Origin of the sequence: Streptomyces sp. CA-111067, from assembly GCF_050956065.1 — a bacterium.
Lineage (GTDB): Bacteria > Actinomycetota > Actinomycetes > Streptomycetales > Streptomycetaceae > Actinacidiphila.
On record NZ_CP192103.1, the window covers coordinates 89,614 to 101,412 of the forward strand.

The 11,799-nt window shown below is 71.9% G+C and carries 14 protein-coding genes; 7 read left to right on the forward strand and 7 right to left on the reverse strand.

Translation table 11 applies throughout. The features are described 5' to 3' along the window. The first annotated feature begins 175 nt into the window (after positions 1-175). The gene (locus ACQPW6_RS00410) at positions 176-613 is read left to right on the forward strand and encodes a hypothetical protein (RefSeq protein WP_433887458.1); all 438 of its coding nucleotides are present in this window, start codon (positions 176-178) and stop codon (positions 611-613) included. Here ACQPW6_RS00410 and ACQPW6_RS00415 read toward each other — a convergent pair. Together ACQPW6_RS00415 and ACQPW6_RS00420 are read right to left on the reverse strand one after the other, a co-directional pair. Beyond that, positions 552-977 carry a transposase gene (locus ACQPW6_RS00415; RefSeq protein ID WP_433894379.1) on the reverse strand — a complete coding sequence of 142 codons (426 nt, stop codon included), beginning with the start codon at positions 975-977 and terminating at the stop codon, positions 552-554. The two genes, ACQPW6_RS00410 and ACQPW6_RS00415, sit on opposite strands and share 62 nt — an antisense overlap. A gap of 290 nt (positions 978-1,267) precedes the next feature. After that, positions 1,268-1,987, reverse strand: a complete 720-nt coding sequence (locus ACQPW6_RS00420; protein WP_433887459.1) for an SDR family oxidoreductase — start codon at positions 1,985-1,987, stop codon at positions 1,268-1,270. 90 nt (positions 1,988-2,077) lie between these two features. On the opposite strand from ACQPW6_RS00420, the gene ACQPW6_RS00425 reads away from it, so the two are divergent. Beyond that, complete coding sequence (locus tag ACQPW6_RS00425) at positions 2,078-2,668, forward strand: TetR/AcrR family transcriptional regulator (protein ID WP_433887460.1); 591 nt, start codon at positions 2,078-2,080, stop codon at positions 2,666-2,668. A gap of 373 nt (positions 2,669-3,041) precedes the next feature. Here the strand turns inward: ACQPW6_RS00425 and ACQPW6_RS00430 are convergent, their stop codons facing one another. Further along, positions 3,042-4,436: an FAD-dependent oxidoreductase gene (locus tag ACQPW6_RS00430; protein WP_433887461.1), complete on the reverse strand. Its 1,395-nt coding sequence runs from the start codon at positions 4,434-4,436 to the stop codon at positions 3,042-3,044. A gap of 110 nt (positions 4,437-4,546) precedes the next feature. On the opposite strand from ACQPW6_RS00430, the gene ACQPW6_RS00435 reads away from it, so the two are divergent. Beyond that, complete coding sequence (locus ACQPW6_RS00435; RefSeq protein ID WP_433887462.1) at positions 4,547-4,912, forward strand: ArsR/SmtB family transcription factor; 366 nt, start codon at positions 4,547-4,549, stop codon at positions 4,910-4,912. Positions 4,913-4,986: 74 nt separating this feature from the next. Here ACQPW6_RS00435 and ACQPW6_RS00440 read toward each other — a convergent pair whose 3' ends face one another. Beyond that, entirely contained in the window at positions 4,987-5,802 is an 816-nt protein-coding gene (locus tag ACQPW6_RS00440; protein ID WP_433887463.1) for an aquaporin, read from the reverse strand. 65 nt (positions 5,803-5,867) lie between these two features. Then, positions 5,868-6,182: an ArsR/SmtB family transcription factor gene (locus ACQPW6_RS00445; protein WP_433887464.1), complete on the reverse strand. Its 315-nt coding sequence runs from the start codon at positions 6,180-6,182 to the stop codon at positions 5,868-5,870. A gap of 263 nt (positions 6,183-6,445) precedes the next feature. Between ACQPW6_RS00445 and ACQPW6_RS00450 the strand changes: the two genes are divergently transcribed. Continuing rightward, positions 6,446-6,868: an arsenate reductase ArsC gene (locus ACQPW6_RS00450; RefSeq protein ID WP_433887465.1), complete on the forward strand. Its 423-nt coding sequence runs from the start codon at positions 6,446-6,448 to the stop codon at positions 6,866-6,868. Between the two features lie 244 nt (positions 6,869-7,112). Here the strand turns inward: ACQPW6_RS00450 and ACQPW6_RS00455 are convergent, their stop codons facing one another. Then, positions 7,113-7,598 carry a winged helix-turn-helix transcriptional regulator gene (locus tag ACQPW6_RS00455; RefSeq protein WP_433887466.1) on the reverse strand — a complete coding sequence of 162 codons (486 nt, stop codon included), beginning with the start codon at positions 7,596-7,598 and terminating at the stop codon, positions 7,113-7,115. Positions 7,599-7,883: 285 nt separating this feature from the next. On the opposite strand from ACQPW6_RS00455, the gene ACQPW6_RS00460 reads away from it, so the two are divergent. Further along, entirely contained in the window at positions 7,884-8,840 is a 957-nt protein-coding gene (locus ACQPW6_RS00460) for an alpha/beta fold hydrolase (RefSeq protein ID WP_433887467.1), read from the forward strand. 291 nt (positions 8,841-9,131) lie between these two features. Here ACQPW6_RS00460 and ACQPW6_RS00465 read toward each other — a convergent pair whose 3' ends face one another. Beyond that, the gene (locus ACQPW6_RS00465; protein WP_433887468.1) at positions 9,132-9,647 is read right to left on the reverse strand and encodes a hypothetical protein; all 516 of its coding nucleotides are present in this window, start codon (positions 9,645-9,647) and stop codon (positions 9,132-9,134) included. Positions 9,648-9,782: 135 nt separating this feature from the next. On the opposite strand from ACQPW6_RS00465, the gene ACQPW6_RS00470 reads away from it, so the two are divergent. Beyond that, on the forward strand, positions 9,783-11,039 hold the full coding sequence (locus ACQPW6_RS00470; protein ID WP_433887469.1) for a sensor histidine kinase: 1,257 nt from the start codon (positions 9,783-9,785) through the stop codon (positions 11,037-11,039). Further along, positions 11,027-11,677, forward strand: a complete 651-nt coding sequence (locus ACQPW6_RS00475; protein WP_433887470.1) for a response regulator transcription factor — start codon at positions 11,027-11,029, stop codon at positions 11,675-11,677. Before ACQPW6_RS00470 ends, ACQPW6_RS00475 begins: the two co-directional genes overlap by 13 nt. Positions 11,678-11,799 lie beyond the last annotated feature (122 nt).

Genomic DNA, 11,799 nt, shown 5'->3' on the forward strand with positions numbered 1-11,799 from the left:
GGGAGACACGTTTGACGGTCGGCTCGCTGGACGACAAGGGCGGGCGTGATGCCGATCTTGCTGCCAGTTATGTCTGAAATGTTCCGTCGTAACTTGCTGCCATCCGATGAGGCGCAGATGCTGCTGAACACGCCGGAAACCCTTGGCGTACGGGACATCTGGGGGAATCATGTTCATGATCCGCAAGCAGTTGGAGACCGGGTTCGCGGCGGCGGCGATCGCCGTTCCCGTCATCGCGGTCGGAGGGGCGGGTGCCGCGGTGGCCGCGGAGCGACCTGCGGCGGCGAGCAGCGCCAGCCACGCACGGTGGTTCAACCCCGACATAGCGGGCCCCTCGGTGCGGACGTCGAGCGAGGTCACCCCGGCGTGGTTCAACCCGGACGGACGCGGCGGGAACCCGTGGGGGGCCGCCACCGCAGCACCCGCCTGGTTCAACCCGGACGGACGCGGCGGGAGCCCGTGGACGACCGCCACTGCGACCCCCGCCTGGTTCAACCCCGACGCACATGGCGGAATTTCGGCGGTCTCCGGTGCGGCGGCACCCGTGTGGTTCAACCCGGACAGTGCGGCCCGGCAGGCAGCCGGCTCGGACGGCGAGACATTCGACGCGTGACAACTCCGGTCGGTGCCTGACGCTGTCGGGGATCTTGGACGGGGGCCGTTGACGGTGGACCGGGAACAGGTCTTGGCATGGCCTCGGTCACCAACTCCAGGCGGGTCAGGTCGCGGACGGCGGGCAGGACGTGGGTGGAGCCGGTGCGCTGCCGGCCGCGCTCGCGGACCATGCCGACGGCCCGGATCTTCTCCAGCGCCAGGTCGAGCAGTCTGTCCGCCCGGCCCTCCTCAGCCAGGCGATTGCGGAAGTCGGTGAGAACGCCGTGGTGGAAGCCGGAGTCCTCCAGCACCATGCCCAGGGCGTACTTGAAGTCGATCCGGTTGCGCCCGGACTCGGCAGCCTGCCGGTTGGACGGCTCCAGTAGGAACTATCCGGACTGACACCGTCGCCAACTGGGCAGGCGGCAGGGCCGGCCCGCCGTCGCGCGGGTACCACTCCTCGAAGTCATCCTCCTCCAGGGGCCGTTGAGGTGGTCGCGGACGGCCATGACGGTGGTGCCGTGCGGGTTGACCACTCCGCCGGCCCGGCGCGATCCGTCGGTCTCCGCTTGCGCCGTGCGGTGAAGGCGGCACGAGCCTCGGAGAGAACCGCAGCCGCCGCACTGCCGCCTTGCGTCTGTCCGCGCCCGCGCCGACTGGGACGGGAGGGCCCTCAGGCGAGGAGGGAGCCGCCGTCGACGGTGAGCACCGTACCGGTGACGTAGGAGTTCCCCATCAGGTAAAGGTGCGCCGCTGCGGCCTGGTCGGCCTCCCCTATCGACTTGGTGAGGGTCTTGTCGGCGAGTGCCGCGAACAGTTGCTCACGTCCCTGCTCAGGAACCAGGTCCCACAACGGTGTCCGGAAGGCCCCCGCCCGAACCGCGTTGACGCGGATCGGGGCGAGTTCGGCGGCCAGTCCTCGCGTGAGGCCCTCCGTGGCGGCCGCGGCGCCGGCGGCGAGCGCGGTACCGGGTGCGGGGCGGACCGCGACCGTCCCGGACGTCAGCACGACCGAGCCCCCGGGCCTGATGCGCGGCGCCGCATGCTTGACCGCGGCGACCGCTCCCCAGAAGCGGACCTCCAGCAGGTCCCGGGCGGTGTCCAGCGGCACGTCCGCCAGCGGCTGCGGACGCACGCTGTCACCGGCCGTGTAGACCAGGTGGTCGAGTTCGCCGACGCGGTCGAACAAGGCGGCGACGTCGGCCTCGTCGCGGGTGTTGACGACGGCGCCGTCACAGGCTTCCGGCAGCTCGGCGAGCGCGGACCGCAGCCGCTCGTGGTTGCTCGACGCGATGGTGACCGACGCGCCGGCCGCCGCCGCGGCGCGGGCCGCGGCCAGTCCCATCCCTGAACTGCCGCCGATGATGACGATGCGCTGACCGGAAAGAGTCATGGGTGTCCTCCTGCGTCTCGAATGTGATGACCCACTGAGTCATCATAACAGGATGACGACTCACTGAGTCATCGCTGCTAGCATGGACCCATGCCGCGTTGGGAACCATGTGCCGAGGACCGGCTCCGAGAGGCAGCGCTGGAGCTGTTCCTGGAGCGCGGATATGAGAACGTCACCGTCACGGAGATCACCGAGCGGGCCGGGCTCACCCGGCGCTCGTTCTCCCGCTACTTCGCGGACAAGCGGGACGTGCTGTTCGACGGCTCCGATCAGATGCCGGAACTCCTCGCCAGGTCCGTCCGGGCCGCCGATGACGCCCTGCCGCCCTTCGAGGCGGTTCTGACCGCTCTCGTGGGCCTGGCGGACGTGATGGCAGACCAGGCCCCCCTTGCCGTGAAGAGACGTGCCGTCGTCCAGACCAGCCCGGAGCTGCAGGAACGCGGGCTGACGAAGTTCGCCGCCGTGACCGACGCGCTCGCGGACGCGTTGCGGGACCGGGGAACCGCCGAGCCGCAGGCGACGCTGCTCGCGCAGGTCGGCGTCGCCGTCTTCCGCACGGCGTTCGGGCAGTGGACCGACCAGCCGGACGACGTCGGCCTGCCGGCCCGGATCCGGAAGGCTGCCGCCGAACTCGCCGACAGCCTCGGCGCGGTGAACTTCACCGGAGACGCGTCCCGGTGACGCTGCCACCGACCACTCCGCTTCGGCGGCGGCAGACGACCGGCCGGCAGGCGAGGCTTCCACGTATCCCGTCGTCAGCGTCCGGGACCCGAACCACCTCCGCCACGTAAGCGCAACACAACGTCCCCGGGGACTCCCGGGCGTTGGAGGACGTTGAAGAGCTGATGAGGTCCAGGACGTCGCGGCGCAGGGACTCGCGGGGTGCCTCCAGCCATTCGGCGGCGAGGCCGCCTGCCAGGGTGCGGATCGTCAGGGCGCGCACCTGTTGTGAGCCGTACCAGCGGTTGAGAGCGGCGAAGGCGGGTTGGGGCCGCGACCTGGCTGATGTGCTGGTCGCGGCCACGGCGGTGTCGGCGCGGGACACGGTGGTGGGTCAGCTGCAGCAGCCGGTCGGCTTGTCCGCCTCGGCGGTGGCGATCCCGGCGGATGATCCGATGCCGATCTGGACGAGTTGCGGCGCGGGGGCGCAGCAACCGCCGCCGCCGCCGGCTTCGGCGTCGGGGTCGTCGAACAGGCCGGCGCCGCCGCAGACCCCGGTTTCGGGGAGGGTGAGTTCGACGCGGTCGGCGGATTCCAGGTCTCCGGCGAGCGCGGCGGCGACGGAGCGGGTCTGCTCGTAGCCGGTCATGGCCAGGAAGGTGGGGGCGCGGCCGTAGGACTTCATGCCGACGAGGTAGATCCCGTTCTCGGGGTGGGACAGCTCGCGGTGGCCGTGGGGGTAGACGCTGCCGCAGGAGTGCTGGTTGGGGTCGATCAGCGGGGCGAGGGCGACCGGTGCCTGGAGGCGCTCGTCGAGGCCGAGGCGCAGTTCGGACAGGAACGACAGGTCCGGGCGCAGGCCGGTCAGCACGATCACCTCGTCCACCGGCTCCAGGTGTCTGCCGTCGTCGCCGACCAGAACGACCTGCTCGCCGTCGCGTTCGACCTCGGCGGTGCGAAAGCCGGTGACGGCGTCGGCGTATCCGTCGTCGACGGCTGCCTTGGCGGCGAGTCCCAGGGCGCCGCGGGCGGGGAGCTGGTCGGCGCTGCCGCCGCCGAAGGTGGAGCCGGAGATGCCGCGGCGCAGCACCCATACCGCGTGGGTGCCGGGGGTGTCCTCGGCCAGCGAGGCGAGCGAGGCCAGGGCGGTGAACGCGGAGGCGCCCGAGCCGATGACGGCGGTGCGCTTTCCGGCGTAGCGGGCGCGGACCTCGGGGTCCTTGGTGTCGGGGACGCGGTAGGTGATGTGGTCGGCGGCTGCCCGTTCGCCGAGCGCGGGGAGGCCGTTTGCGCCAGCCGGTGACGGCAGGGCCCAGGTGCCGGAGGCGTCGACCACGGCGCGGGCCAGGACGCGCTGCTCGCTGCCGTCGGCCGTGGTGAAGTCGACGGTGAAGGGCTGGGTGTCGCGGTCGGCGTCCACGATCCGGTCACGGCCCACCCGGGAGACGCCGGTGACGGTGGCGTTGTAGCGCACCGCGTCGCCGAGGGCGTCGGCGAGCGGCTGAAGATACTGCTGCGCCCAGTCCGAGCCGCTGGGGTACGTGGTCGGATCGGGCTTGGCCCAGCCGGTGGGAGCCAGGATCTTCTCGGCGGCGGGGTCGGTCAGTTCGGCCCAGGTGGAGAAGAGCCGCACATGGCCCCACTGGCGTACGGCGTCGGCTGCGGCCGGTCCGCGCTCCAGGACGAGCGGGGTCAGTCCCCGTTCGGCCAGGTGGGCGGCTGCGGCGAGTCCGGCCGGCCCGGCGCCGATGACGACGACCGGCAGCTCGGTGGTGGCGGGTTGTGACATGACAGTGCCCTTCTCCCAGCGTGGCCCGCGATCCGCCGGCCCCATTGCTTCGACGTATGTCTATGTATTCGACGGTTGCACATTGGATAGACGAGCGTCAACATAGAAGCATGTCGAATTCGGGAATGGTCGAGCTGCCGGTCCTCCAGGGCGCCGACGCCGTGCCGTGCTGTCCGCCGATCACCGCCGGCGAGCTGTCGGTGAAGGACTCCGAGAAGATGGCGGCGATGTTCAAGGCGCTGTCCGACCCGGTACGGCTGCGCCTGTTCTCGAAGATCGCCTCCCATCCGGGCGGCGAGGCGTGCGTGTGCGACATCCAGGACGTCGGCGTCTCCCAGCCGACGGTCTCCCACCACCTGAAGAAGCTCCGCGAAGCCGGACTGCTCACCTCGGAGCGGCGCGGCACGTGGGTGTACTACCAGGTCGCCCCGTCGGTGGTGGCGGGCATGGCGGCGATGCTCGACCTGCGAGGCTGACGGGCGCGGCGTACGAACCACACGGCCGGCCCGGACCCGACACGGCCGGCCGGCCCGGGCCCGCGGGGTGGCCGTCAGGCCGGGTCTGTGACCTGCCCCTGGCCGGCGAAGACGAGCGCGACAAGGGCCAGACCCATGACGGCTCCGGCCAGTTGGGCGGCGAGAAAGCCCGGGAGTGAGGCGGGGGCGATTCCGGCGAAGGTGTCGGTGAAGGTGCGGCCGACGGTGACCGCCGGGTTGGCGAACGAGGTGGAGGACGTGAACCAGTAGGCGGCGCCGATGTAGGAGGCTACCGCGGCGGGGGCGAAGCGGAGCCGGTCAGTACGGGCGAGGCCGAAGATCAGCAGGATCAGGCCGGCGGTGGCGACGACCTCGCCGAGCAGCAGGTGCCCGGCCGAGCGGTCGTGGGTGGACCACTTCACCGGCGACTTGGCGAACATCGCGTCGGCCAGGATCGCACCGAGGACCGCCCCGGCTGTCTGCGCGGGGATGTAGACCGCGGCCTCGCGCCATGTGACGCCGGGGCCGCCGCGCCGGGCGGTCCACCACTCGGCGAGGGTGACCACCGGGTTGAAGTGGGCACCGGAGACCGGCCCGAGCAGGACGATCAGCACGCCGAGGCCGAAGACGGTGGCGGTGGAGTTCGCCAGGAGCTGGAGCCCGACGTCTTTGGTCAGCTCCGTGGCCTGGATGCCCGAGCCGACCACCACGGCCACGAGAGCAGCGGTGCCCAGCAGTTCGGCCGCCGCCCGGGCGGTCAGCGGAGCCGGTGGCGGAGTCGCACCGGGAGCCGGTGCCTGCTCGGCGGGGCGCGGGGCGGGCGTCGAGGCGTCGGGTACGGCGGCGTCGGCGGTGGCGCTCAACAACGTCTCCAGGGATGCGGCGGCCATCGGGCCGGTCGGCAGGGGGGTTTGCCGCACGGAGCGGGTGCGGGTCCGTCATGCGGGCGGATTTCCTACGGGCACGAGCGCTTGACGTTGTTGTCCGCCGTGGCCCGTGCGATGGCCGCCAGGTCCGCGAGGGAGCCGGCCAGCCCCTCCAGCACCTCGGGCTTCAGCTTGTAGTACGTGAACCGGCCGCACGGCTCGGTTTCCACCACGCCCGCGTCGCGGAGCACCTTGAGGTGGTTGGACAGGTTGGTCTGCCGGGCGCCGGTCTCCTCCACCAAGTGCGTGGTACAGAGCGTCTCGCGGGCCAGGAGGCCCACGATCTGGAGGCGGAGGGGGTCGGCGAGAACCCGTAGGAGATCAGTGTCGACTGACGTCAGCATGGGCTGATACTGTCATATCAGTGGGTGCTGATGCCAGCCCCGACCGGTTCACGGCGTCCGCACGCCCGGAAGTGCTCTCCGTGTGCCGGCTTCCCCGGGCGCCCCGCCTCGACCGGCCCGTGCCGGACCCGGCCGGCGCTGGCCGAGACGGGGTGCACGCGATCCGCGACGACCTCGGCCTCCGCACCGCCGCACTGGTCGCCGAACTTCTCTCCACGACCTGATCCCTCCCCGCTGCCCAGCATTCGAAGGAAGCGACAACCGTGTCCGACAAGCCGTCCGTGCCGTCCGTGCTGTTCGTCTGCGTCCACAACGCCGGCCGCTCCCAGATGGCCGCCGCCTGGCTCACCCACCTCGCGGGCGACCGCGTCGAGGTCCGCTCCGCCGGCTCCACGCCGGGCAAGGAGGTCAACCCCGCCGCGGTGGAGGCGATGAAGGAAGTCGGCATCGACATCTCCGCCGAGGTTCCCAAGGTCCTCACCATCGACGCGGTCCGCGAGTCGGACGTGTGCATCACCATGGGCTGCGGCGACACCTGCCCCGTCTTCCCCGGTAAGCGCTACCTCGACTGGGACCTGCCCGACCCGGCCGGGCAGGGCGTGCAGGCCGTACGGCCCATCCGCGACGAGATCAAGACCCTGGTCGAGGGCCTGATCGCCGAGATCGCCCCGGACCCGGCACCATGAAAAAGGTGCCGTGAAAAAGGTGCCGTGAGCGCCCGGATGCGCTGTTCGCCCATCAGGACGGCTCGGCAGCAGGCGTGTCGGCGACCTCCGGTACCGCGGTGGTGGTCAAGTTGCTCACCCGCTGGACCGACCTGGTCGAGGCGATGATCGATGTCGTCACCGGGTCACGCGACGGCGCGCTCGACCACCAGGAGTTCGCTGTCGGGCGCGGTTGCCCCGCCGGTCGCACGGAAGCGGCCGCGCACTACCGGGCCGCCATCGGCCTGGGGTCTCCCAGGCGGGTCTCGGCGTGGCGCAGCGGCGTGCCGTCGGGGCGTACGCAGGTGATGGGGGCCAGCGGTTCGCCGGTCCGGGTGTCGATCAGGGGGCGGTAAGAAGTGCCCGGTTCGATGGCGTGGCGCTCACCCCACTGACGCAGGGCGACGATCAGGTCGAAGAGCTCAAGGCCCTTGTCGGTGAGGGCGTAGGCGCGATAGCTCGTACCGTCTGCGCCAGGTTCGGTGCGCAGTACCCCGGCCGCGACCAGGCGGGTGAGCCGGTTGCTGAGGATGTTCTTGGCGATGCCCAGGCTGCGCTGGAACTGGCTGAACCGCCGGGTGCCGGTGAACGCATCGCGCAAGATCAACAAGGTCCAGCGGTCGCCGACCAGATCGGCCGTACGCATGACCGGACACGTCGGCGGCACTGCCTCGTCCGTGTCGTACCCGCCCTCGCCGCCTGGATCGACCACGGCTGCCTCCGTTCGCGTTCGGTGGACACCTGGTTGCCCGACAAGACTACCTCGGTTGCAAATCAAAACTGCTTCGGTTGTGATTCAAAACCACCTGTGTCTATGCTCTAGCCGAGCCTGCGAACGGCCACCCGGCCCCGGCCGTGACGTCCGGCCGTCGTCTCGGCGCACCGCACGCCCGGAAACCACCGGCCATGCCAATGCCACCCGTTGCCCGCCCGGTCCCCGTCCTTCCTTCCCGCCGGCCCCAGCGCCGACGGTCAGCCTCCGAGGAGTTCCCTTCCGATGATCGCGGCACACGAGACCTTCGACGGCTCCTTCCCCTACACCCCGCACTTCAGCTCCGCCCCCGGCTTCCGCATGCACTTCGCCGACGAAGGCACCGGCCCGGTCCTGCTGTGCCTGCACGGCGAGCCCACCTGGGGCTACCTCTTCCGCGAACTGGTCGCCGGCCTCTCCGGAACCCACCGGGTCGTGGTCCCGGACCACATGGGCTTCGGCAAGAGCGAGACCCCGGGTGAGCGGACGTACTGGCTCCAGGACCACGTCGACAACCTGGAGGCGGTGGTCCTCGACCTGGGCCTGCGCGACATCACCTTGGTCATGCACGACTTCGGCGGCCCCGTCGGGATGGGCCTGCTGGCCCGGCGCCCCGAACTGGTCACCCGGATCATCGCTCTGAACGCGCCCACACCGTTCGGCCAGCCCGACCTGCCCGAGGTCCTGGCCGCGAACGCCGCCCGGTCACCGTGGTTCCGCTGGATCGCCCGCGCCGCGGCCGACGGCACCCTGGACCAAGTGCTCGGCGCGCTCGGCTACAACGCGCTGAGCACCCTCAAACTCAACGGCTTCCAGGACAACACGGTGATCACCCCCACCTGGATCCGTGCATACGAAGCCGCCTTCCCGACCCGGCGGGAGACCCTCGGCGCACTGGGCTGGGCCAAGGGCCTCGCGCTCGGCGAGCACCGCTTCGAGACACCGTCAGGCGAGGCACGGAGGGCGGCGACGCGGCTTCCCGCCCTGGCCGTCTGGGGAACGCAGGACCGAACCCTGCGGCACGAGCACTTCCTGCCGCTCTTCCGCACCGCCTTCCCCCACGGTCTGGTCAGCGAACTCCCGGCCGCCGGCCACTACAGCCCCGAAGACGCACCCGACGCCGTGACCGCCCTGGTGCGGCTGTTCCTGGACGCGACGACCGAGCGCCGCGCGCCCTCAGGGACAGCCGCGTCCGCAGCGTGACACCCCGCCACGACCTCTCACCACTCCTGAGTACGCGTCGACAAGTACCGCCGTCTGCCGTGGAAGCGCGGCATCAAGCCCATGATCGCCCCGCCACGGCTGCCGAGGATGCCGCGTCGGCCGTACGGGATAGGGCGCCGTGTCGTACAGCCTCAGGCGGCGGCCAACGCGGGGCCGGCGACCGCCTGCGGGGCCGGGCCGGGATCGGGGCGGCGGGGGCGGTGGTGATGCGGTGCATGGTGTTCTCCGGTGGATCGGTTCGGCCCGCAGCACGTAGTCGGGCGGGCCGCGTCACGCGTGCCGGCTCAGCGCCCGCAGTGCCAGCCGGCCGCACAGCGCGGCGAGGGGCAACTCGGCGCCGAGCGCTATGGCGACCGCGGTGGCGAGGTCGCCGCCCGGGGCCGCGGTCGTGGTGTCGAACCAGGCGTCCACCACAAGGAGCGTCGCGGTCGCGGCGGCTGCCAGGGCGTGCCGCCGGTCGCCGCGGGCTGCGAGGAGGCCGGTGGCGATCAGGCCGAGCGCCTCCAGCGCGTCGAGCCCCACCCAGGCGACCGGCCAGTGGGCCGCGGTCGCGGTGGGCGGCAGGCCGGTGGCCAGCACGTACAGCCACGGCAGCAGGGCGAGCCCGCAGGCGACCAGCAGCCACCCGGCCCGCCGCATGCCCCGCGCCGGGCGCGGCTCCTCCGCCTCTTCGTGGAGCGGGATCACCTCGGCACGGTCGAAGCCCTCGGCGCCGGCCACTTCCTCATCGCACAACACCAGTTGACGCATCGTCTTCTCCCGCTCCCCGTCGGCTGTCCCCTTCACGTGCTCCACCCTCCGCCGCGCACCGGGGCGCCGTCAGTCACGCAGGGTTCCGACCCGGGGTGGAGAAAAGTGCACCCCCGAACCGGGCGGCAGCGTCATGGCACGGGGATGGCCTGCGGCTTTACCGTTTGACGCATGCGACTCACGACGTGGCTGCTGCTGGTGCCGGGCCGGCCGTTCCGCGGGGCGGGACACCGGACCGCGCTCGTCGCCGCCGGCCTTCCGCTCCACCTCGCCGTGGTGCCACTGTCGCTCTGGCTGGCCGGCGCGATGGCGGGGGCGCCGGCCCTGACGCCGCTGCCCGTGCTGCTCACGCTCGTGGTGACGCCCGCGCTTACCGGCGGGCAGCGGCGGCGCTACCGGGCACTCGTCGGCAAGGACCTCCCGCGCCCCGCCGCACCCGGGCCCGGACGCAACTGGACGTCGGCGGTACGCCGCCTGGCCACGCGGGACTTGTGGCGGCAGGCCAGCTACCACGCCCTGGCGGGTCCGCTGCTCGCCGTCCTGGACCTCGCCGTCCTCGCCGTCTGGGCCGCCGCTCTCGTGGCCGCCTCCATCTACGTGTGGATCTGGGCGCTGCCCCCGCAATGGCGGGTCACCGACCTCGGGTACACCACGCAGGCCGCGTACATCACCGCCGGCGGCCTCGCCCTGCTGTTCCTCGGGCCCCGGCTGACCGGCGCTCTGGTGCGGCTGGAGACCCGGGCGGCCGAGGTCCTGCTCGGCCCCAGCCGCACGGAGAAGCTGGCCCGCCGGGTCGCCGACCTCGCCGAGAGCCGGGCGGGCGTGCTCGACGCCGCCGACGCCGAGCGGCGGCGGATCGAGCGCGACCTGCACGACGGCGCGCAGCAGCGCCTCGTCTCACTCGCCGTCAACCTGGGTCTGGCCAGGGCCACCCTCGGCGACCTGCCGGCGGATGCCCGCAAGGTGATCGACGAGGCGCACCGCGAGGCGAAGGAGGCGATCGCCGAGCTCAACAACCTGGTGCGCGGCCTGCATCCGGCCGTCCTTGAGGACCGCGGCCTCGACGCCGCGCTGTCCGGGGTCGCCGCCCGCCTCCCGATCCCGGTGCGGGTGACGGTGGATCTGCCGCAGCGCACCTCGCCCACGGTCGAGGCCGTCGCGTACTTCGTGGTCTCCGAGGCCCTGACGAACGTGGTCAAACACGCCCAGGCGACCCGGGCGGACGTGACCGTGGAGCGGATCGGGGAGACACTGCGGATGGTCGTCACGGACGACGGCGCGGGCGGCGCGGATCTCATGGCGTCCGGCGACGGCACCGGGCTCGCCGGCCTCGCCAAGCGCGTCGCGTCCGTCGACGGCACGTTCTCCTGCCGCAGCCCCGCCGGGGGCCCGACCGTCATCACCGTGGAGCTGCCGTGCGCGCCGTGATCGCCGAGGATTCCCTCTTGCTGCGCATCGGCGTGGTCAAGGTGCTGGAGGCGGCCGGCTTCGAGATGTGCGCGCAGGTCGCCGACGCAGAAGGGCTGCTGGCGGCCGTCGAGGAGCACCGTCCCGACATCGCCGTGGTCGACGTGCGCATGCCGCCCGGCTTCACCGACGAGGGAGTACGTGCCGCGCTGGTGATCCGGCACCAGTACCCGCGTACCGCCGTGCTGCTGCTGTCGCAGTACGTGGAGGAGCGGTACGCCGTCGATCTGCTCGCCGCCAACACCTCGGGCGTCGGCTATCTGCTCAAGCAACGGGTCGCCGACGTCGAGGAGTTCACCGAGGCGGTACGCCGGGTGGCGGCCGGCGGCACCGCGCTCGACCCGCAGGTCGTCGCGCAACTGCTGGTGCGCCGGCACAGCGATCCGCTCGACCGGCTGACACCGCGCGAGCGGGAGGTGTTGGAGCTGATGGCGGGCGGCCGGTCCAACTCCGGCGTCGCCGCCGAGCTGGTCGTGAGCGAGAGCGCGGTCGCCAAGCACATCAACAACATCTTCACCAAGCTCGACCTGCCCAAGGCCGACGCCGACCACCGCCGCGTCCTGGCGGTGCTGCGCTTCCTGGGCGTTGCGACCGGGTAGTACGCGAACCTGCCCGTGGGCCCAGTCCACAACGGTGCTGAGCAGCACCACCAGGCTTCGCCGCGCTGGGAGTCGTGCTTGCGCAGGTACACCTGACCGAGGAGCGGGCGGTAGGGCAGTCT